At 73.6% G+C, this 20,706-nt stretch carries 17 protein-coding genes; 9 read left to right on the forward strand and 8 right to left on the reverse strand.

Translation table 11 applies throughout. The features are described 5' to 3' along the window. Positions 1–134 precede the first annotated feature (134 nt). The 3 genes from ABT147_RS45275 to ABT147_RS45285 are packed head-to-tail and all read right to left on the reverse strand — an operon-like array spanning position 135 to position 2,817. A complete protein-coding gene (locus ABT147_RS45275; RefSeq protein WP_351417968.1) occupies positions 135–1,385 on the reverse strand; it encodes a beta-ketoacyl-[acyl-carrier-protein] synthase family protein in 1,251 nt (416 codons plus the stop codon). Next, positions 1,382–1,738, reverse strand: coding sequence for a phosphopantetheine-binding protein (locus ABT147_RS45280; protein WP_351417970.1), 357 nt, complete (start codon positions 1,736–1,738; stop codon positions 1,382–1,384). Before ABT147_RS45280 ends, ABT147_RS45275 begins: the two co-directional genes overlap by 4 nt. A 50-nt stretch (positions 1,739–1,788) precedes the next feature. Next, entirely contained in the window at positions 1,789–2,817 is a 1,029-nt protein-coding gene (locus tag ABT147_RS45285) for a 3-oxoacyl-ACP synthase III family protein (protein ID WP_351417972.1), read from the reverse strand. A 204-nt stretch (positions 2,818–3,021) separates the two neighbouring features. Here ABT147_RS45285 and ABT147_RS45290 point away from each other — a divergent pair, with 204 nt between their 5' ends. The 3 genes from ABT147_RS45290 to ABT147_RS45300 all read left to right on the forward strand — a co-directional run bounded on the left by ABT147_RS45290 (position 3,022) and on the right by ABT147_RS45300 (position 6,941). Further along, complete coding sequence (locus ABT147_RS45290; RefSeq protein ID WP_351417975.1) at positions 3,022–4,125, forward strand: alpha/beta fold hydrolase; 1,104 nt, start codon at positions 3,022–3,024, stop codon at positions 4,123–4,125. Positions 4,126–4,269: 144 nt separating this feature from the next. Then, entirely contained in the window at positions 4,270–5,955 is a 1,686-nt protein-coding gene (locus ABT147_RS45295) for an AMP-binding protein (RefSeq protein ID WP_351417977.1), read from the forward strand. After that, positions 5,952–6,941 (forward strand): NAD-dependent epimerase/dehydratase family protein, encoded by a 990-nt coding sequence (locus ABT147_RS45300; protein ID WP_351417979.1) that lies wholly within the window; start codon positions 5,952–5,954, stop codon positions 6,939–6,941. The genes ABT147_RS45295 and ABT147_RS45300 overlap by 4 nt, the downstream gene beginning before the upstream one ends. A gap of 133 nt (positions 6,942–7,074) precedes the next feature. On the opposite strand, the gene ABT147_RS45305 is transcribed toward ABT147_RS45300, so the two are convergent. After that, positions 7,075–7,653, reverse strand: a complete 579-nt coding sequence (locus tag ABT147_RS45305; RefSeq protein WP_351417981.1) for a sigma-70 family RNA polymerase sigma factor — start codon at positions 7,651–7,653, stop codon at positions 7,075–7,077. A gap of 236 nt (positions 7,654–7,889) precedes the next feature. After that, positions 7,890–8,666 carry a hypothetical protein gene (locus ABT147_RS45310; protein ID WP_351417983.1) on the reverse strand — a complete coding sequence of 259 codons (777 nt, stop codon included), beginning with the start codon at positions 8,664–8,666 and terminating at the stop codon, positions 7,890–7,892. 301 nt (positions 8,667–8,967) lie between these two features. Between ABT147_RS45310 and ABT147_RS45315 the strand changes: the two genes are divergently transcribed. After that, positions 8,968–10,896, forward strand: coding sequence for an NAD-binding protein (locus ABT147_RS45315; protein WP_351418005.1), 1,929 nt, complete (start codon positions 8,968–8,970; stop codon positions 10,894–10,896). 276 nt (positions 10,897–11,172) lie between these two features. Here the strand turns inward: ABT147_RS45315 and ABT147_RS45320 are convergent, their stop codons facing one another. Beyond that, the gene (locus tag ABT147_RS45320) at positions 11,173–12,318 is read right to left on the reverse strand and encodes a GTP-binding protein (protein WP_351417986.1); all 1,146 of its coding nucleotides are present in this window, start codon (positions 12,316–12,318) and stop codon (positions 11,173–11,175) included. Positions 12,319–12,328: 10 nt separating this feature from the next. Next, the gene (gene rpmF, locus ABT147_RS45325; RefSeq protein ID WP_351417988.1) at positions 12,329–12,499 is read right to left on the reverse strand and encodes a 50S ribosomal protein L32; all 171 of its coding nucleotides are present in this window, start codon (positions 12,497–12,499) and stop codon (positions 12,329–12,331) included. 227 nt (positions 12,500–12,726) lie between these two features. On the opposite strand from rpmF, the gene ABT147_RS45330 reads away from it, so the two are divergent. The 3 genes from ABT147_RS45330 (at position 12,727) to ABT147_RS45340 (ending at position 15,032) form a co-directional block, all read left to right on the forward strand. Next, positions 12,727–13,710, forward strand: coding sequence for a permease (locus ABT147_RS45330; protein WP_351417990.1), 984 nt, complete (start codon positions 12,727–12,729; stop codon positions 13,708–13,710). After that, a complete protein-coding gene (locus ABT147_RS45335) occupies positions 13,707–14,438 on the forward strand; it encodes a TIGR03943 family putative permease subunit (protein ID WP_351417993.1) in 732 nt (243 codons plus the stop codon). Before ABT147_RS45330 ends, ABT147_RS45335 begins: the two co-directional genes overlap by 4 nt. 93 nt (positions 14,439–14,531) lie before the next feature. After that, a complete protein-coding gene (locus ABT147_RS45340) occupies positions 14,532–15,032 on the forward strand; it encodes a hypothetical protein (protein WP_351417995.1) in 501 nt (166 codons plus the stop codon). A gap of 207 nt (positions 15,033–15,239) precedes the next feature. Here the strand turns inward: ABT147_RS45340 and ABT147_RS45345 are convergent, their stop codons facing one another. After that, positions 15,240–19,433: an nSTAND1 domain-containing NTPase gene (locus tag ABT147_RS45345; protein WP_351417998.1), complete on the reverse strand. Its 4,194-nt coding sequence runs from the start codon at positions 19,431–19,433 to the stop codon at positions 15,240–15,242. A 546-nt stretch (positions 19,434–19,979) separates the two neighbouring features. On the opposite strand from ABT147_RS45345, the gene ABT147_RS45350 reads away from it, so the two are divergent. Together ABT147_RS45350 and ABT147_RS45355 are read left to right on the forward strand one after the other, a co-directional pair. Next, the gene (locus tag ABT147_RS45350; protein ID WP_351418000.1) at positions 19,980–20,219 is read left to right on the forward strand and encodes a hypothetical protein; all 240 of its coding nucleotides are present in this window, start codon (positions 19,980–19,982) and stop codon (positions 20,217–20,219) included. 107 nt (positions 20,220–20,326) lie between these two features. Next, entirely contained in the window at positions 20,327–20,614 is a 288-nt protein-coding gene (locus ABT147_RS45355) for a hypothetical protein (protein WP_351418002.1), read from the forward strand. The last annotated feature ends 92 nt before the right edge of the window (positions 20,615–20,706 follow it).

Here is a 20,706-nt window from a genome sequence, read left to right on the forward strand (position 1 = left end):
GTCCGAGCCGGTGCGCGTCGCGCAGGGACAGCTCGGCCAGGGCAGCCCCTGCTTCGCTTTTCAGGGGCGCGGGGAACTGCGCGAGAAGCCCCACCGGGCCCGCGGACGGACAACCGGCCGATGTGGGGCGGTGGTCAGGCCGTCGTGAAGGCAAGGACGACGTTGTGGCCACCGAAGCCGAAGGAGTGGCTGAGGGCCGCGCGGATGTGCTGGGGGCGGGGCTGCTTGGTGACGCAGTCGATGTCGAACTCGGGGGCGGGTGCCTGAAGGTTGGCGATCGGGGGGACGCGGCCGTGCTGGAGGGTCAGGATCGTGAGCGCGGCCTCGATCGCGCCCGCGGCGCCGAGGGTGTGGCCGAGCACGCCCTTGGTGGCGGTGACGCTGGGGCGGTGCGGCAGCGCGCGGGCGATCAGCGCGGCCTCGGTGGCGTCGTTGAGCGGGGTGGACGTGCCGTGGGCGTTGACGTGGTCCACGTCGTCCGGAGCGAGACCCGCCTCGTGCAGGGCGGTGCGCAGGGCGGCCTCCGCGCCGTGGGCGCCGTCCGGCGGAGCGGTGGGGTGGTGGGCGTCGGAGGTGCTGCCGCACCCGGCGAGCAGGGCGCGGGGCCGGGCGCCCCGGGCGGCGGCGTCGGCGGCGCGTTCCAGGACCAGGACGCCGGCGCCCTCGGCCAGCACGAAGCCGTCACGGTCGGCGGCGAACGGCCGGGACGCCCCGGCGACGGCGTCGGCCCGCTCGGACAGGGCGCCCATCCGCCAGAAGCCGGTCACGCACAGCCGGCTGACGGCGGCCTCGGTGCCGCCCGCCACGGCCACGTCGCACAGGCCGCCGGCGAGCAGGTCGCGGGCGAGGGCGATCGCGGTGGCCCCGGAGGCGCAGGCGGTGGCCGGCGCGAGGCCGACACCCCGGGCGCCGAGGTCGATGGAGACCTCGCCGGCGGCCAGGTTCGGGATGATCATGGGGATGGTGAGGGGGGACACCCGGCCGGGCCCGTGCCGGTCGAGCCGCAGGTACTGCTCCTCCCACTTCTCGGTGCCGCCCATGCCACAGCCGATCACCGTGGCCACGCGAGCCCCCTGCCAGGTCGCCGGATCCAGACCCGCGTCGCGCACCGCCTCCCGGGCGGCGAGGACGGCGAGTTTGGCGAACCGGCCCATGCGCCAGGACTTGCGGCCCACGGCGCGGTCGATGTCCTCCTCCGGGAGCGGCAGCCGGCAGGAGAAGTCCACCGGCAGCCCGTCCAGGGCGGGATCGCGGGTGGCGAGGGAGCGTCCCGCGCAGACCGCCTCCCAGGTGGCCTCGGCACCCTCGCCTCCCGGGGTGAGCAGACCGAGCCCGGTGACGGCGATCGGCGTCCGCACCCGGGCCGGCGGGGCCGACGGAGTCATCGGCGCGCTCCGGCCGTGCGCAGTTCGTCGAGGTGGGCGGTCACCTCGGCCAGGGTCGTGGTACGGGTGGCGTGCTCGCCGTCGACCTTCACCCCGAGGCGTTCTTCGAGGACGAGGACGAGCTCGGCCAGCGCGAGGGAGTCCAGTTCGAGCCGTTCCAGGGTGACGTCCGGCGACAGTTCGTCCTCGGGGATGCGGAAGGTGGAGGTGAGGGCTGCGCGGACGACGTCGTAGGTCGGGAGGACAGGGGCGGCGGCGGAGTCGGCAGCGCTGACGGTGGCTTCGCTCAGGTCGCTCAGGTTGTTCAAGTCGTTCAGGTCGTTCCGGTTGTTGAGGTCGTTCAAGTCGTTCACGGGGGTTCCTCGGGTGGTCGTCGGTCCTGGACGGGGGGAAGGGAGGTGCCTCAGGTGGTGGCGTCGGGGTGCCATTCCATGAGGAGCAGTCCGGCGGAGGCCCCGCTGGCGAGGCCGAGGAACGCCACCAGAGCGCCGGGCCGCAGCCGGTCGTGCCGGGCGGCCTCGACGAGTTGCAGGGGCAGACTCGCGGTGGCGACGTTGCCGTAGCGGGGGAAGGCGGCCACGGTCCGGTCCCGGCTGAGGCCGGTGGAGTCGAGGATGGTGCGGGTGAACGGGACGGACGGCTGGTGCAGACAGACGAGGTCGAGGGCGTCGGGCTCGTGGCCCCACTCCCGCAGCGTGTCCATGGCCTCCTTCTCCATCCCCGCGAAGGCGGCGGCCAGGGCCTGGGAGTCGAAGCGGAGAGAGGTCACCGGGCCGGCCGGTGAGAAGTACGGGTTGGTGACCGTGGCCGCCCGCCAGCCGGCCGAGTTGGTGAAGAAGCGCAGGCCGAGCAGCCCGGGGCGGTCGCTCGCCTCCAGCAGCATCGCGGCCCCCAGATCACCGAGGGTCAGGGCGGGCAGCAGCAGGGCGAGCTCGTCGCGGTCGCCGACCGGGAACGGGAGGCGGGAGAGCGCGCTGCCCCGCTCGCCGGTGACGACGAGCACCCGGCGGTAACGGCCGGCCCGGATCAGCGCGTCGGCGATCTCCAGGGCGTTGAGAAGACCGTTGCAGGCGTTCTTGACGTCGAACACCGCTGCCCCGAGGCCGAGTCGGTCGGCCACGACATGAGCGGTGGCGGGCTCCTCCAGATCCTCGCAGGCGGAGGCGAAGACGAGCAGATCCACGGAATCGGGGCTCAGCCCGGACTCGTCGAACAGCCGCCGGGCCGCTGCCGCCGCCAGGTCGGAGGGCCGCGTGCCGGCGGGCGCCACACGGCGCTCCTCGAAGCCGTACATCTGCCGCAACAGCCCCGGCATCAGGCGGAGGCCGGGGTTCCGGGAGCGGATTCCGTCCTCGATCTCCGTGCCCGTCTGCCGGTCCTCGGGCACATGGACGGCGACCCGGCGGATCGTGCTGTGGCGGGGCTCTGTCATGGAAGTCGTGTCGCTCCTCGGCCCGGGCCGCGATCGTCGTCGAATGCCACCGGCGGCGGCCCGGGTCAGTGAAGGGTGAGGAGGCGCGGCACCGCAAACGGGCGGGGGGTCCGCCCCACTCGTTGGAGTGATCATGGACGGTTACTTCATCCCTGGGAGCTACGCGCGGCGAGGGAGGCGACCTCGGGTGCCGACAATGCTCCGGTGTCGCTGACCGAGGTCCAATCCCCTTACCCCGACTACGACTTCGCCCCGCACTGGTTCGAGCACGAGGGTGTGCGCCAGCACTACCTCGACGAGGGGGCGGGCGCGCCGGTGCTCATGCTGCACGGCAACCCCAGCTGGAGCTACATGTGGCGGCACCTGGTGCGGGAGCTGCGCACCGACCACCGGTGCGTCGTCCCCGACCACATCGGCATGGGCCTGTCCGACCGCCCCCGGGACGCCTCCCGCGCCCGCACCGGTGCCGACCGGCTGGCGGAGCTGGAGCGCCTGATGGAGCACCTGGTGACCGAACGCGGCCTGCCCGACCGGGGCTGGACACTGGTCGGCCACGACTGGGGCGGCATCATCGGCACGGCCTGGGCCCGCCGCCACCCCGAGTGGCTCTCCCGCGTCGTCATGCTCAACTCGGCGGCGTTCCCCGTGCCGCCCGGCCACCGGCTGCCCTGGTATCTGCGGCTGATCCGGGGCGGCGGCCGGCCACCGGCCTGGTTCGTGCACCGCACCAACGCCTTCGCCCTGGCCGCCTCCCACCTAGGCGTGACCTCCCCGCTGCCCGCGCCGGTGCGCCGCGCGTACGTGGCCCCCTATCGCGGCGAGCACCGCAGGCCGGCAATCCTGCGCTTCATCCAGGACATCCCGCTGACCCCCGCCGACCCGGCGTGGCCGCTGGTCGACGTGGGCCCCGTCGAAGCGCCGGAGATGACCGCCCTGCCCATGCTGCTGTGCTGGGGCGGCCGGGACCCGGTCTTCGGCCACCGCTTCCTCGCAGAGTGGGTGCGCCGCTTCCCCCACGCCGAGGCCCATCTGTTCCCCCACGCCGGCCATTTCGTGCAGGAGGACGCCCGCGAGGAAGTCATCGCCCGCGTAAGGGAGTTCCTCGGCGGTGAGCCGGGAGGCGGAGCCTCGGAACGCGACGGCCAGGAACGCGACGACCCGGGAGGCGGAGCCCCGGAACGCGACGGCCCGGAACGCGACGGCCCGGAACGCGGCGCCCCCGAGAGCCGCGCCCCCGAGACCCGCGCCCCCGAAAGCCCCGACCCGGAAAGCCCCCTGGAAAGCCCCGACCCGGAAAGGCAGAGCTGACCCGTGTCCTCCTCCGCGACGGCCTCCACCCCCTCCACCCCCTCCACTCCCTCAACCCCATCCACCCCCTCAACCCCCGCAGTCCCCCCGACCGGCTCGTCCGACACGGGAGTCGGCCTGTTCGGTCGGCTGTCGCACTGGCGGTTGTCCCGGCCCACCGCCGTCGCGCTCGACACCTTCCGCGGCCGGTACCGGGAGCGGATCACCTACGCCGGTCTGCACGCCCGATGCCTGCGCACCGCGGACGCGCTGGCCGCCGCGGGCATCGGGCCGGGCACATGCGCGGTGGTGATGACCCGCCGCCCCCTGGACCTGCTCACCACGGTGTACGCGCTGTCCGCGCTCGGGGCGTGCGCCGTACTGATCGACCCCGGACTGCCCCGAGACGCGCTGCGCCGCTGTCTGCGGGAGGCCGACCCCCAGGCGTTCGTGGGGGAACCGCTCGCCCAGGTGGCGCGCGTGCTGCGCGGCTGGGCCCCCGGTGTCCGCACGGCCGTCTCCACCGGCCCCGGCCCGGGCCTCGGCGCCTGGCCGACCCTCGCCGCCCTGGCCCGCACGGCACCACGCGCCGCACTGGACGCCACCGACGACGGCCCGGCCCTGATCGCCTACACCTCGGGCTCGACGGGCACCCCGAAGGGCGTCGTCTACACCAACGGGCAGTTGGTGCGGCAGTGCGGCGCCACCGGGGACGTCCTGGGCGCGGGACCGGGCACGGTGATGCTCGTCGGGTTCCTGCCGTTCGCCCTGGGCGGTCCGGCACTCGGCGTCACCGTCGTCATCCCGAGGATGGACTTCCGCAGGCCGGGCCGGGCCCACCGCGCCGACCTGCTCCGGGCGGTGACGCGCACGAACGCGACCTGTCTGCTCGGCTCCCCGGCACTCCTGACCGTGCTGGCGGCGGACGGCCACGAGGAACCGGCCCTCGCGGGCGTACGGTCCGTCGCCACCTTCGGCGCCCCGCTGGAGTACGACCTCCTGGACCGCCTCACCGCCACGCTGCCCGGCGAGGCCGTGATCCGCAGCGTGTACGGCGCCACCGAGAGCCTGCCGGTGAGCGCCGCCGACGGCGAGACCCTGCGCTCCGCGCGCGCCGCCTCCGAGCGGGGCGGCGGCCGATGCGTGGGCAGGCCGGTGCCCTCCATGCGCGTGGAGATCATCCCGGCCGACGCGGGACCGATCGCCCACTGGTCCGACGTGGAGCCGCTCCCCGCCCACACCGTCGGGGAGATCACGGTGTGCGGCCCCTCGGTCAGCCGGACCTACCACGGCCGCCCGTCCGCCGACGCCCGGGCGAAGATCCCCGACGAGGCCCACGACGGAGGCGGGGAACGCGACGGGGACCGAGGGGACCGGGGGGACGAGGGGGATCAGGGGGACCAGGGGGACGAGGGGCGCGTATGGCACCGCACCGGTGATCTCGGCCGTACGGACGACGAGGGCCGCCTCTGGTACTGCGGACGGAAGGTCCACGCCGTCCCCGGCACCGGCGGCCCCCTCTACACCGAGTGCGTCGAGCCGGCGTGCAACACGGTCGACGGAGTCCGCCGCACCGCGCTGGTCGACGCCGGCGACGAGCGGGCCCTGCCCGCCCTCTGCGTGGAGACGGACGGGCCACGGCACGGCGCCGAGCGCAGCCGTATCGTCGCCGACCTGCGCCGCACCCTCGCCGCGCTGGACGGCGGTGAGGAGATCCGGGCGATCCTCTTCCACCCCGGATTCCCCGTCGACATCCGGCACAACTCGAAGATCGAACGCGGCGCGCTCGGCCGCTGGGCGAGCCACCGCCTGGCGGCGGCGAACGCCCGCACCTCGGAGGGTCCGGCGTGAGAATCCTCGTCACCGGTGGCAGCGGATTCCTGGGCGCGGAGATCTGCCGGCGTCTGGTGGCCCGCGGCCACCGCGTACGGTCCCTACAGCGCGGGCACCGGGCGCCGCCGCCGGACGGGGCCGAGGCCGTGTGGGGCGACATCCGTGACGCCGGAGCGGTCGCGGACGCCGTACGCGGGTGCGACGCCGTCGTGCACACCGCCGCGCTGGCCGACGTGTGGGGGCCGCGACGCGACTTCGCGTCCGTCAACGTCGTGGGGACCGCGGCCGTCCTCGACGCCTGCCGACAGCACGGGGTGCCCCGGCTGGTCCACTGCTCCAGCGCCAGCGTCGTGTTCGCCGGACGGGATCTGGAGGGTGTCGACGAGTCGGCGCCGTATCCCGGGCGGTTCCTCGCCGCCTACCCCTGGTCGAAGGCCCGCGCGGAACGCATGGTCCTGGACGCCGACGGCTCCCGGTTGTCCACCGTGTCCCTGCGCCCCCACCTGATCTGGGGCGATGGCGACCCGCATCTGCTGCCGGGCCTGCGCCGCGCGGTCCGGCGGGGACGGCTGCTGCTGCCCGGGACGGGAGCCAACCGCGTGGACACCGTCCATGTCACCGACGCCGCCGAGGCGCATGTGCTCGCCGTGGAAGCGCTGGCGCCGGGTTCCCCGCTCGCGGGAGCCAGTTACTTCGTCACCCAGGGCCGCCCCTGCACCCTCTCCGCCACCGTGCGCGGCCTCCTCGCGCACCATGGCATCACCGTGGAGGTCCGCCCCGTTCCCGCCCCGGCCGCGCGTGCCGCCGCCGTGCTCGTCGAAGCGACGGCGACGGCCGTACGAAGCCGCCGGCGCCCCCTGCTGACGCGCTTCCTCGCGGCCGAACTCACGCGCGCCCACTGGTTCGACATCTCCGCCGCGCGCCGCGACCTCGGTTACACCCCCACCGACCACTCCTGGCAGACGGCCGTGACCGGAGTGCCGGGCGAGGGGAACGACCGCTGAACGGGGGCGGATCCGCGCGACCGCCCCCGGACAGCCCACCGCCCACAGCCCCCTGCGTACCGCCCACTGCGTACCGCCCACTGCGTACCGCCCACTTCGCACCGCGCACAACACGCGACACCGAGGGCACCCCTCAGGCGGCCACCAACACGCCCTCCTCCTCCCGGGCCCCCTCCGCCGCCGCCAGCAACCCCACGAGCGTGGCCCGGGCCCGGGCCACCCGCGACCGCACGGTGCCGATGGGGCATCCCGTCAGTTCCGCCACATCCTCGTAGGACAGCCCCCGCATCTGGGTGAGGACGAACGCCTCACGCCGCTCCTCGGACAGCGCCCCCAGCAGATCGGCGAGCGCCACACCGTCGTCGAAGCCGGGCAGCCCGCGCGGCTGCGCGTGCTCGACGGCCAGCCGCCAGTCCGGTACGTCGGCCGGCCGGGGCCGGGCCGCCGCGTACCGGAAGCTGTCGGTCACCGCCCGCCGGGCGATGGACAGCAGCCACGTACGGGCCGAGCAGCGCCCCTCGAACCGGTGCAGGCTGCCGAGCGCCCGCAGGAACGTGTCCTGGGCGAGGTCGTCCACCGCCTGGGGGTCCGCGCAGAGGTGGGCGACGAACCGCTGGACGTCACGGTGCAGCGCGCCGACGAACCGCTCGACGGCCTCCGGGTCCCCACCGCGGGCGGCCAGCGCCCAGGCGGTTATGGACTCGTCGTTCATGGGCCTGGCCTGCGCGACGGAGGCAGGCACGGAGGCAGGCGGGGAGGTAAGGGTGATCACCTGGTGTCCTTCTCGGGTCATCCGGGATCCGGACCATCGACGGACGCGGGCAAGGAGCGAACGCGTCCGGAGGTCCGGTGAGGAAGGGAAGCCGGCCGTACGGCGCGCGCGGGGGCGGCGTACGGCCGAAGCCCGAGGCACGAGCCGTGGTGGCTGCCTCGGGTCACCGGCTGTCGTCAGCTGACAGCGGTCCCGGCGGGCGGACCCCGAGAGGTGAGGGCGTGGACGAGAAGGAGGCGGCGCGGCGCACGGTCCGAACGGCCGCGGCGCACCCGGGGGCGCGGCCGCTCCGCCGCGACGGGCAGCCCGAGCGAGAGCCGCAGCGGTGCGGCCAGCCAGCCGGCCACGGCCCGCAGCAGCCCGAAGGCGGCGCGCTCGCCGTACGCCAGCCACAGCCCGCTCAGCAGCGCGGCCAGCAGATGCGCGGCGAGCATGCCGGACGAGGACGCGTACATCGACGCGAGCCAGGACAGGAGCGAGGAGGAGGACGCGGACGAGCCGTCCAGGAGGTACCCGGTGTGGTCCACATGGCCCATGTGACCGGCCGCACCCGTGTGGACCGTGTGAATCATGTGGGCGGAACCCATGTCCATGAGATCCGCCGAGCCGGTCGAACCCGCCGAACCCGCCGAACTCGCCGAACTCGCCGAGCCCGTACGGCCGTTGGCGGCCATCGAGGTCATCGCGGCCATCGGGGTCGTCGACTGCGCAAGCTCGAAGCCCCAGTGCAGGGCCGTCTGGGCGGCGACCACGACGGACGTGATCAACGGGAGCCCGCGCTCACGTCCGGCCAGGCACCAGCCGACGGCACCGGTCGCGGCGGCCCCGGCCGCCATCGACCACCAGGGGACATGGCTGCCGGACATCATCACGTGGCCCAGGGCGGCGAGCAGCACACAGACGGCCGCGAACATCGCGGCGCGTGTCGTGCGCGAACCCCACCCTGCGGTCATGGCGCCCCATCCTCGCATCCGGACACCGCCGTCACCCCGTCCCTCTTGAGTACGGATTTCCACCCGGCGTCGCACTCACACCGCCGACTGTGATCCAGATCACCGAGGAACCGGCCGTGCCGATGAGGCAGTCTTCTGCCTCGTGGGGACCCCTTCGCAGCAGAACAGCCGTACCGGCCCGGGCAGACAGGCGGGCCCGACCGACCCGGGCACGACGTCCGGCCCGGGAGCGACGACCGGCCCGGCCGCGGCCACCGCCCCGGGCGCGCGGAGCAGACCGGCCGCCGACTCCGGCGCCCACATGGTCGTCTGCGGGGACGACGGGCTGGCGCACCGGCTCGCCGCCGAACTGCGGACCGTGTACGGGGAACAGGTGACGCTCGTCGTGCCGCCCACCGCCCGGATCGCGCAGCGGCCGGTCGTCGGGCGGGCCCGGACCGCCGCCGCCCTCCTCGACCGGGTGACGGCCGTGGTCAACCGGGCCGCGGGCAACGGCGATCCGACGACCGGGGACCGGGGCGACAGGAACCCCCGCACCGGCGAGCCGAACACCCGGGACGGCGGCGGCGAACGGGTCCTGGAGGCGGCCGAGGCCACCGAGGCGGTGCTCGCCGAGGCCGGGGTGGAACGGGCCGCCGCACTGGCACTCGTCTACGACGACGACGAGACCAACATCCGCGCCGCCCTCACCGCCCGGCGCCTCAACCCGCGCCTGCGGCTCGTCCTGCGGCTCTACAACCGCCGGTTGGGCCAGCACATCGAGGAACTCCTCGACCAGGCCTCGGCGTTGGCGACGGGCGGCACCGCCGCCGACGGGGTCGACGGCTTCGGCGCCTCGACGACCGTCCTCTCCGACGCCGACACCGCCGCGCCCGCGCTGGCCGCGACCGCCGTCGCCGGCACCACCAAGGTCGTCCAGACGGACGGGCTGATGCTGCGGGCCGTGGAACGCCCGCCGCGCCGGGGCGGCCAGAGCCCGGGAGGCCTGTGCACGCTCGCGCTGCTGTCGGCCACCACCAACGACCCCGCCGGAACCGAGGGTTCCGAGGGCAGCGGGGAGCGCGGCCCCCAACTCCTGCCCGACGAACGGGCGGTGGCCGAGGCCACCGGACGCGGGACCGTCGTCCTCGACACCGTGCGCTACGCGGGCCCCGCGCTGCCGCCCGGCCGGGCGGGCGGTGGGTCGCTCGGGGCCTTCGGGGCGTACGGCTCGCTGCTCTCACGGCGGCTGCGGTGGTCCCTCGCGGGGATGATCGGATGCGTGTTCGCCCTCGCCGTGGCCCAGATGGTGATCACCGGGGAACACCCGCTCCAGGCGACGTACGCGACCCTCCTGGACCTGTTCGGGATCGCCGACCCGGCCACCGACCAGAGCGACTCCCGCCAGATCCTCCAACTCCTCTCCGGGCTGATGGGCTTACTCCTGCTGCCCGTGCTCCTGGCCGCCGTCCTGGAGGCCCTCGGTACGTTCCGCAGCGGCACCGCCCTGCGCAAGCCGCCGCGCGGTCTGTCCGGACACGTCGTCCTGCTCGGTCTCGGCAAGATCGGCACCCGGGTGCTCGCCCGGCTGCGCGAACTCCACATCCCGGTCGTCTGCGTCGAGGAGGACCCCGAGGCACGCGGTCTCGCGGAGGCCCGTCGGCTGCGGGTGCCGGTCATCCTCGGCGACGTGACCCAGGAAGGCGTCCTGGAGGCCGCCAAGATCCACCGGGCCCATGCCCTCCTCGCCGTCACCAGCTCCGACACGACGAACCTGGAAGCGGGCCTGTACGCCCGTTCCGTACGGCCCGACCTGCGCGTCGTCCTGCGCCTCTACGACGACGACTTCGCCACCGCCGTGTACCGCACCCTCCGCGCCGCCCACCCGGGTGCCCTCACCCGCAGCCGCAGCGTCACCCATCTCGCGGCCCCCGCCTTCGCCGGGGCGATGATGGGCCGCCAGATCCTGGGCGCGATCCCCGTCGAACGCCGCGTCCTGCTTTTCGCCGCCGTCGAGGTCCGCGGCCACCCCCGGCTGGAGGGCCGCACCCTGGCCGAGGCCTTCCGCCCCGGCGCCTGGCGCGTCCTGGCCCTCGACACGGCGACCCCCGGAGAACCGGGCCCACCCTCGGGCCTCGTCTGGGACCTCCCACCCACATACGTCCTCCGCGCCGAGGACCGCGTGGTGCTGGCCGCGACGAGGCGGGGGCTGGCGGAGCTGCTGGGTCGGCGGGCGAGGACAGGAGCGTAGGTTTTTGGGCCGGATTCGTCCGCAGGCCCGGTGGGGCTTCTCGCGCAGTTCCGCGCCCCTGAAAAGCCGGGGCTGCGCCCCATGCTTTTCAGCCCCGCCGACCCGTCGCCTTTCAGCCCTGCAGCCCCGTCGCCTTTCAGCCCCGCCGACCCGTCGCCTTTCAGCCCTGCAGCCCCGCAGCCCCGTCGCCTTTCAGGCCCACCGGCCCGTCGCCTTTCAGGCCCGCCGGGGCCTGAATCTTTTAGGGGCGCGGGGAACTGCGCGACCAGCCCCCACTCACCCGCAGGCGACCCCCTCCGCATCCCACGCGGGGAACGGATCGCCCGGATCCGACGCCGACACAACCTCCCCGGGCGCCATCAGACACCCGGTCAGAGCCTCCCGCAACGCATCCCCCCGCAACCCCGTCCCGATGAACACCAACTCCTGCGCATACGCCCCCTCTTCCGCATGCACCGCAGCCGGCTCGAATCGCGCCACCGACCCCGCCTGTGACCACAGCCCGACGACATGAGGCCGGCCGGCGAGCACGAAGAACCCCTTGGACCGCAGCACGTTCCCGAAGGCACCGCTGTCGAGCGCCTCGGTCACGAAGTGCCACAGCCGCCCGGGGTGGAAGGGCACACCGGACCGGAAGACGGTCGACGAGATGCCGTACTCCTCGGTCTCCGGCACATGCTCCCCGTTCAGCTCCCGCACCCACCCCGGCGCCCCCTGAGCCCGTTCGAGATCGAACGCCCCCGTGCCGAGCACCTCGGCGACCGGCACCCGGCCATGGCTGACCGGCACGATCCGGGCCGCCGGATTGAGCCGGGCCAGCGCCGCCGCGAGCCGCTCGGCGCTCGCCGCGTCCACGAGGTCGAGCTTGTTCAGCACGATCACATCGGCGAACTCGACCTGGTCCATCAGCAGATCGCTCACGGTGCGCTCGTCGTCCTCGTACTGGTCGAGCCCCCGCGCCACCAGCTCGTCCCCACCCGCCAGCTCTGGCAGGAAGTTCACCGCGTCGACGACCGTGACCATGGTGTCGAGCCGCGCCAGATCCCCGAGCGTGGCCCCGTCGTCCCGCGCGAAGGCGAAGGTCGCGGCGACGGGCATCGGCTCGGAGATGCCGGAACTCTCGATCAGCAGATAGTCGAAACGCCCCTCCCGCGCCAGCCGGTCCACCTCCTCCAGCAGATCGTCGCGCAGGGTGCAGCAGATGCACCCGTTGGTCATCTCGACCAGCCGCTCCTCCGTGCGCGACAGCGCCGCCTCGCCGCCGCGCACCAGGGCGGCGTCGATGTTGATCTCGCTCATGTCGTTGACGATGACCGCGACGCGAAGCCCCTCGCGGTTGGCGAGGACATGGTTGAGCAGGGTGGTCTTGCCCGCGCCGAGGAACCCGGAGAGGACGGTGACGGGCAGCCGTTCGTACGCCATGGCCGTGCCCTCAGCCCTGGGGGTGGAGCAGCCCGCGCTCGTACGCCTTCAGCAGTCGCTGCGGTACGAGATACGTGGCGCCGTCGACGGTGAACGGCACCAGCTGGGGCGTGCTCGCCTTCCACTGGGCGCGACGGTGACGGGTGTTGCTGCGGGACATCTTCCGCTTGGGTACGGCCATGGGGTCCTCCTCCACAGATCCACAAATGCGCGGGTGCACAGATGCACGGATGCACAGGCCCACGGGTGATGGACCGGCTGATGACCGGGACGCTACATGAAAATGGATCCCATTACGAAAAAGGCTTCCCGGTGGCCGTGAGCAACCCCGCCCCGGGCGCCGTATGGGAGGAAAGGGTCGAACGGGCCCGCTCAGCACAGCCGTTTCCGACGGAGGTACCGTCCCCCGTGGCCACAACCAAGGAAGAAGCCCCCGCGCGCGGTCGGCACCTCGACCCACCCCTGCTCCTGACCATGCTGCTCGTCCTGGCGGTCGTGGCGCAGGGCCCGCTGCGCGGTCTGCTGTCCGCGCCCGTGACGCAGAGCTGGATGACGGTGTTCGTGGCGGTGGTCGTCCAGGCCCTGCCGTTCCTGGTCATCGGGGTGCTGCTGTCGGCGGCCATCGCGGTGTTCGTCCCGGCGTCGTTCTTCGCCCGCGCCCTGCCGAAGCGGCCCGCGCTGGCGGTACCGGCGGCCGGTGTCGCCGGGGTGGTGCTCCCGGGGTGCGAGTGCGCCTCGGTACCGGTCGCGGGCGCCCTCGTACGCCGGGGCGTGACGCCCGCGGCGGCGCTCGCCTTCCTCCTCTCCGCCCCCGCGATCAACCCGATCGTCCTGACGGCGACCGCCGTGGCCTTCCCCGGCAACCCCGAGATGGTGCTGGCCAGGCTGGTGGCGAGCCTGCTGGTGGCCTGTGCGATGGGCTGGCTGTGGCAGGGGCTGGGGCGCGGGGAGTGGATGCGCCCACCGGAGCGGCCGTCCTACGAGGGGCAGACCAAGGGCGCGGCCTTCTGGGGCTCGGTGCGGCACGACGTGATGCACGCGGGCGGGTTCCTGGTCGTCGGCGCGATGGCGGCGGCCACGCTCAAGGCGGTCGTCCCGGCGAGCTGGCTGAACGTCGCCGCCGACAACCCGGTCATCGCGATCCTGGCCCTCGCGGTCCTCGCCGTACTCCTCTCCATCTGCTCGGAGGCGGACGCGTTCGTCGCCGCCTCCCTGACCCAGTTCTCCCTGACCTCCCGGCTGGCCTTCCTGGTCGTCGGCCCGATGATCGACCTGAAACTCTTCGCCATGCAGACCGCCACCTTCGGCCGCGCCTTCGCACTCCGCTTCGCCCCCGCCACCTTCGCCCTCGCGATCCTGGTGTCGGCCCTCGTCGGGGCGGTGCTGCTGTGAACCGCCAGGCCCAGACCGTCGTCCTCTTCCTCACCGGCGGCGCCCTCCTGCACGCCGGCTTCACCGACCTCTACCTCCGCTACGTCAAGGCCGGCCTGCGCCCCCTCCTCATCGGCGCGGGCGTCGTCCTCATAGCCGCCGCCGTCGCCACGGTCTGGTACGAACGCCGGGCGCGACGCCAAGAGCCACAGCAGGAGTCCGACGAGTCCCACACCCACCACGAACCCCGGGTCTCCTGGCTCCTCGTCCTCCCCCTCCTCGCCCTCGTCCTGGTCGCCCCGCCCGCCGCCGGCTCCTACACCGCGATGCGCACCGGCACGGCACTCCAGGAACAGCCCTGGGGCTACCCCGACCTCCCCGCCGACGGCACCCTCCGGCTGAGCGTCGCCGACTACGCGGGCCGCGCGGTCTACGACAAGGGCCGTGCCCTCGCCGGCCGCCCGCTCAAGGTCACCGGGTTCCTCGCCTTCGACGGCTCCGGTGCCCCGTACCTCGTCCGCATGGCCCTCAACTGCTGTGCCGCCGACGCCCAGCCCGTCAAGATCGCCCTCACCGGTGAACTCCCGGCCGTCCTCCAGCCCGACACCTGGATCGAGGTCACCGGCACCTACACCCCGAAGCGGGCCAAGGACCCCCTCAACGGCACAGCCGTCCCCTACCTGCACGTCACCGCCACCAAGCCGGTCGAGGCACCGCAGGACCCGTACGACGAGGCCTGGAACGGCTGACCGGACCTGGACCTGGAACGGGTGGCGGGGCCGCGCTCTGGATAGCTGACGGACCGTCAGTTATCGTGCGCTCGCCATGCCGTATCCGAAGGGATGAGCCCCGTGCAGACACGTCCCGAGAGCCCGCAGCCGCCCGGCACCCCGCGCTGGGTCGCGATGTTCTACGAGCCCGCCTCGGCCTCCTGGCGCGTGGGCGCGGAGTCGCCGTACCGCTTCCCCGTCGCCTACGCGGTGGGCGAGATGACCCAGACCCTGCGGGCGCGCGACGCCGATCCGGTCGTCACGCTGTGGGGCCCGAAGGGCGGGGAGTGGGAGCGGCACGACCCGCCGGCCGCCGCCTCGCCGCAGCCGCGGCCCGGCGGAGACACCAGGGCCCCCGGTGCCGAGCCGAGCAAGCGCGAGGAGCGGCTGACCGACCGACGGCAACAGGTGCTGATGGCCGGGCTGGGCAAGGCGGGCCTCTACGACCTCGCGCCGGACGACCTGACCGCCGTACAGACCGTCGTGGACGGACTCGACGAGACGACCGTCCGCCGGATCGCCCACTGGCTCACCGCGGCGGGCGGCGCCGGGGCGGGGGCGCCGGAGGCGTGACCGGCGGTGTGACCTGGGCATGAAAGGGCCCGGTCGCTGGCGACGGGGGATGCACCAGCGACCGGGCTATGGCCAAGGCTAACAAGGCTGCTCGTGGGACGGGAGCCGACTGCTCGACTGCGATGACAAGTTGTGATCGGGATCACGTGCCGGGCGGCGGTCGGTCAGGCGTTTTTCAGGCCCCCTGACCAGCGGTCCGAACGTCTGTCAGGCCCCCGCGCACGGCGGCTCGTACGACAGCCGAGGCAGATACTCGTCCCACTTCTCCCGTGTGAGCACCCCGCGCGTCGTCGCGCAGATGTGCCGTACGGCGTCGTCCACGTCCAGATTCCACAGCCGTACGGTGTCGGCGCCGCTGGACACCCCGAGCATGTGGCTGTCGGGGCTGAAGGACAGGAAGTGGCCGGTCCTGGCGTTGGGGCTCATGGACTGGCCGATGGGGGAGGCGTCGGCGGGGCGGGTGACGTCCCAGAGGTGGACGGTGCTGTCGTTGCCGCCGCTGGCCAGGGTCCGGCCGTCCGGGCTGAAGGTCAGCGACACGACCGCCTCGGTGTGGCCGATGAGCGGGGAGCCCAGCCGGGCCGCCTCGCGGGGGTCGGAGACGTCCCAGAGCCGGACCGTTTCGTCGCCGCCGCCGCTGGCCAGCGTCCGGCCGTCCGGGCTGTAGTCGAGGTCGCTGACCGCGCCGCGATGGGCGGTGAGGGGGCCGTCGAGCCGGGTGGAGCGGGCCGGGTCGGTCACGTTCCACAGCCGGATGGTGCCGTCCGCGCTGCCGCTGGCGAGCGTGCGGCCGTCCGGACTGAACACGAGGGCGAGGATGTAGCCCTTGTGGCCGGTGAGCGGCTTGCCGAGCGGGACGACGCGGGACGGGTCGCCGACGTCCCACAGCTGGACGTCGTGGTCGCCGTAGGAGGTGGCCAGGACCCGCCCGTCCGGGCTGTAGGCCTGCGCGTCGGTGTACCGGATCCGCAGCGCGAGGGGCGAGCCGCGCAGGACCGGGCGGGCGGGGTCGCTGACGTCCCACAGATACAGCGCCCGGTTTCCGGCCACGATGGACAGGGTGCGGCCGTCGGGGGAGAAGGTCAGGGAGCGATTGCCGCCGTCCTCAAGGGTGAACGGTTTCCCCAGCGGGACGGGTCGGCCGGGTTCCGCCACGTTCCACAGCCGGATCCGGCCGTCGCGCCCGGCCGTGGCGAGCACCCGCCCGTCCGGCCGGAACGCCCCGTTCCGGCCGACCATGTCCGAGGTCGGCACCGACCACAGCCGGACCTTGCTGTCACCGCTCCCGGTGGCCAGGGTCCGGCCGTCGGGGCTGAACCCCAGGGCGAACATCTCCCCGCTGGCCCCGGCGAGGGGCTCGCCGACCTGTGACGGGTACGCCGGGTCGTCGACGTTCCACAGGCTCGCCGTACTGTCCGCGCTGGCGGCGGCGAGCAGCCCCCCGTCCGGGCTGAAGGCCACGGACCAGATGGGGCCGGTGTGCCCGGTGAGCGGCGTCCCGACCGCGCTCGCGCGCCGTGGTGCGGCCACGTCCCAGAGCCGGACCGTGTTGTCCGAACTGCCGCTGGCCAGCGTCCGCCCGTCGGGGCTGAAGGCCAGTGAGTGCACCACGCTCGTATGCCCCTTGAGCACCGGGCCCGTGGCCGAGGGGTCGCGGGGGTCGGCGACGTCCCACAGCCTGATCGTGTTGTCGTCGCCCCCGGTCGCCAGGGTCTTCCCGTCCGGGCTGAACGCCACGGCGCGCACGGGAGCGCTGTGCCCGGTGAGCGGCGAGCCGAGCGCCCTCGCGTGCGCCGGGTCGCTCACGTCCCACAGCTGTACGGTCCGGTCCTCGCCCACGGACGCCAGGGTCTTCCCGTCCGGGCTGAAGGCCAGCAGGAAGATCGTGCCCTCGTGCCCGGTCAGCGGTGCGCCCAGCTTCCGGGGCGCACGCGGATCCCGTACGTCCCACAGGCGGATCGTGCCGTCGTCGCCGGCGCTGGCGAGCGTACGGCCGTCCGGCGCGAAGACCGCGCTGCTCACCCAGCTGGTGTGCCCGGTGAGGGGCTTGCCGAGGGCCTTGGGCCGGGACCGGTCGGCCACGTCCCAGAGGCGTACGGTCCGGTCGTAGCTGGCGGTGGCCAGGTACTTTCCGTCGGGGCTGAACGAGGTGAGGTAGACGGCGCCGCCGTGGCCGAGGAGCGCGGTGGCCAGGGGCGCGTTGACGATCGAGACGAGCCGGTTGTTCGTGCCCTCGTCGTCGGGCCGCAGGTCGTGCGCCACCAGGTCGAGCTGGGCGGCCAGCGACGGATCCGTGTCCTGGACGCGATCGGCCTGGGCGAGCACCTGCTCGAACACCGCGTCGTTGCGCTGCTGCCACGCGACCACCGCCGAGCCGACGGCCACCAGGGCGAAGGCCACCAGCGCCGCCACGGCACTCCGCCGGATCCGGACCGTACGCCGGCGCAGCCGGACCGAGGCGGCCAGGAACTCCACCGCGCTCCGGGTCAGGAAGGTGTCGCCCGCGCTCCCGCTGTCCCCGGCGGCCCCGCTGTCCCTGGCCTCCCCGGCGTCCCGGCCGGACTTCGCCCAGGCGTGCGCCTGTTCGAGCCGGGAGCCCCGGTAGAGCAGCGAGGAGTCGCGCTCGGAGTCCTCCCAGGCCCGGCCGTCCTCCTCCAGCCGCTGCCGCAGCAGATGGTCGTTGCGCCCCTCGTCGATCCATCCCCGCAGCCGGGGCCAGGCGTGCAGCAGCGCCTCGTGGGTGATCTCCACGGTCTCCGCGTCGAGCGTCAGCAGCCGGGCGCGGGCCATCGCCTCCAGCGACTCCTCGGTCTTCGCCGGGTCCGCCGACCCGTCCGCGAGCTGCCGCCGGGTGCCCCGACGCCGGGTGGCCTGGGTGTCCTCGTTCAGCCGGACCAGCCGCAGCAACAGCAGCCGCGCGGCCGTACGGGCCGCCGGGTCCAGCCCCGACCAGGCCCGCTCGGCGGTCGCCGCCACGGCACCCTGGATACCGCCCGCCGCCCGGTAGCCGGCCAGCGTCAGCCGTCCCGCCTTCCGCCGCTGCCAGGTCACCAGCAGGGCGTGCGACAGCAGCGGCAGTACGCCCGCGTCGTGCGCCCCGCGCGGCCCGTCGGCGCTCACCTCGCGCACGATCAGCTCCGCGAGCCCCGGTTCGAGCTCCAGCCCCACGGCCTTGGCCGGTCCCGTCACCGCCTCCCGCAGCTCCGCCGTCGTCAACGGCCCCAGCACCATGTGCCGGTGCTGCAACGCGTCCGCCAACTCCGGATACCCGAGGCACTGCTCGTAGAAGTCGGCCCGCACACCCAGCACCACGACCACGGGCGCGGCCCCGCCCGCCTCCCCGGGCGTGCACGCCGCGCTGAGCAGCTGCACGAAGGTCCGCCGGTCGGCTTCGTCGGAGGAGAGAGTGAACGCTTCTTCGAACTGGTCGACGATCAGGACGGGGCGGATGGGGGTGCCGGGGGAGGGCGTGCCGTCGGGGGCGGCGGAGGAGACGCCGCCGCCGACGTCGCCGCCGCCGTCGCTGTCGCCTTCGGTCTCGCGGCGCCGCGCCCATGCCCCGACGGCCTCCCGTACGGCGTCGGCGAACATCGGCGTACCGGGCTCGTACGCGGCGGACACGACCCGCCCCAGCTCCGGTATCCGCCGGGTCAGCTCCCCGACCGGATCGGTGCCCGGCACGAGCTGGACCACGTCACCGGTGCGCCGCCCACCCGGCCGCCCCTCCGGCTCCCGGCCGTCGTCACCGTCCAGGGCGCCGCCGCGCACGGCGGGCACGAGCCCGGCGTTCAGCAGGGAGGACTTCCCGGCGCCCGAGGCACCCACCAGCATCACGAGCCCGCCCGTGCGCCCCGCCGCGCGCAACTGCTCGACGAGCGCGTCGGTGCTCCGCTCCCGCCCGAAGAACCAGCGGGCGTCCTGCTGCCGGTACGAGGCCAGCCCCCGGTAGGGGCAGACGCCACCGGGGAGGGGCGAGCCCTCGCCGGGCGGCTGCTCGTCCGGGGCGGCGGCGGACCCGGCGGCCGCCGTACCCGTCGCGGGCTCCGCCGCCCGCTCGCCGACGGGGTCGGCGAGGGCCCGCTCCCACAGCCGCTGCCACTGGGCCATGTCGTACAGCCCCTTGGACACCGGAACGGGCCGCGCGCGCCGCGCCTCGGGGATCAGGACCTGGAGCACGGCGGCGAGGGCGGCGAACTGCGCGGGTACGTTCCTGGCCCGCCGCCAGTCGCTGATCCGCTGGGCGGACACCCGTACGGGACGCCCGCGTTCGTCGACCCGTTGCAGCCGGACGACCGACTCGGCCACGCTCTTGAGGGGAGGATTGCCCGCTTCCTTGTACAGCAGCGCGAGACGTTCCGCGAAGGCCGTGCGTGCCCCTGAGTCGTGACTCAAGGCGTCCACCCCTTACCTTCCCCCGCTACCTGGACATCCGGACCGGAAAACTCACCTTATATGCCTGACCTGCGGAAAAGCCGTCACCGGAGCACCGGACCCTCCTCTCCCGCACCCCCGGCTGGCAGGATCATGCCCGAGCCGCCCGCACCGGTGCACCACACACACAGGTCACCGGCGTAGCGCCCGCAAAGACGTTCCATCATGCCGCACACTTCCGGCCGGCTTCGGCGACGCCCGCTCCACCACCGACCTCGATCCACGTCCCCCTGACGCGGATCGACACCCCCGCGACGTCCGGCACCGGTCCCCACGAGGGGAGGGACCGGTGCCGGACGACGCGACTCGGCGGCCACGGGCGGGGCGCGCCGACAGGGCCCTCGCCCCCTCGGGAATCCCGCGCCCGAAGGCGCCCCCGATATCGGCCTCCTCCTGGACGGTTCGGTTGCCCCGGAAGATCGGAACCTGGGAAGAATTCCCCTTCGGGGTGCACAGGGCCCTGATCATGCGAAGACCAGGCCGGTTCAATGCGGAAGAACAAGCGGACGTGAGCTGATGAGTGGAATCGAGACGCATGTCCTCTGGCATGTCCGTCACCTCGCGGTGGAGGAGGACGGCCGGATCATCCACCAGGACGCGGACGGAAGCCTGCACCTGGACGAGGAGGAATGGAGGATTCTCGGCATATATTCCCGCCGGGAGGCGGCCGAGGCCCACCTCGAAAGGGCGAGGAAGCTTCCGGGCTTTCTGCGACGAGCCGGAATGTTTCACCATATCGCCCCTGGAGATCGATGAAGACCTGTGGACCGACGGGTACTTCACCGAACGCCCGGACGGCTCGGTCGAGGACTGAACCCCCGCATCGTCATACCGTCCGGACCGCACGCTGCTAAGAGGCTGGCATGGAAAAGACCGTACATCTCCTGGTCCACCGGCATCATCTGGCGGAGGAAAGCCAGGTCACCACCGACTTCATGGAGGACGGCGAACCGCTCTTCTGGGACGACCGCGACGACAGCTACCTGGTCATGGGGCTCTATTCCAGCAGGGCGCTGGCCGAACAGCGCATCGCGAGCGCGCTGCGGCTTCCCGGATTCGATCTGGCCCCCGACGGGTTCTCCATCCACGAGTACACGCTGGACTCCGAGCACTGGACCAGAGGCTTCCGTGTGAAAACCGGCGGTGAATGATCCGGCACCAACACTTCGGGGGTGGGGGGGGGCGGGGGGGCGCCGCCCCCCCCCGCAGGTTAGAGTGGGAGGTAAATTATAAAAAAAAATTG

It is taken from the genome of Streptomyces sp. NPDC001868, assembly GCF_040297125.1.
GTDB lineage: Bacteria > Actinomycetota > Actinomycetes > Streptomycetales > Streptomycetaceae > Streptomyces.

Bases quoted from the DNA above. Each gene is read 5' to 3' on its own strand.
- ABT147_RS45275 (WP_351417968.1), bottom strand. From the start codon at position 1,385: ATGACTCCGTCGGCCCCGCCGGCCCGGGTGCGGACGCCGATCGCCGTC.
- ABT147_RS45285 (WP_351417972.1), bottom strand. From the start codon at position 2,817: ATGACAGAGCCCCGCCACAGCACGATCCGCCGGGTCGCCGTCCATGTG.
- ABT147_RS45305 (WP_351417981.1), bottom strand. From the start codon at position 7,653: ATGAACGACGAGTCCATAACCGCCTGGGCGCTGGCCGCCCGCGGTGGG.
- ABT147_RS45310 (WP_351417983.1), bottom strand. From the start codon at position 8,666: ATGACCGCAGGGTGGGGTTCGCGCACGACACGCGCCGCGATGTTCGCG.
- ABT147_RS45315 (WP_351418005.1), top strand. From the start codon at position 8,968: ATGGTCGTCTGCGGGGACGACGGGCTGGCGCACCGGCTCGCCGCCGAA.
- ABT147_RS45320 (WP_351417986.1), bottom strand. From the start codon at position 12,318: ATGGCGTACGAACGGCTGCCCGTCACCGTCCTCTCCGGGTTCCTCGGC.
- rpmF (WP_351417988.1), bottom strand. From the start codon at position 12,499: ATGGCCGTACCCAAGCGGAAGATGTCCCGCAGCAACACCCGTCACCGT.
- ABT147_RS45340 (WP_351417995.1), top strand. From the start codon at position 14,532: ATGAGCCCCGTGCAGACACGTCCCGAGAGCCCGCAGCCGCCCGGCACC.
- ABT147_RS45350 (WP_351418000.1), top strand. From the start codon at position 19,980: ATGAGTGGAATCGAGACGCATGTCCTCTGGCATGTCCGTCACCTCGCG.
- ABT147_RS45355 (WP_351418002.1), top strand. From the start codon at position 20,327: ATGGAAAAGACCGTACATCTCCTGGTCCACCGGCATCATCTGGCGGAG.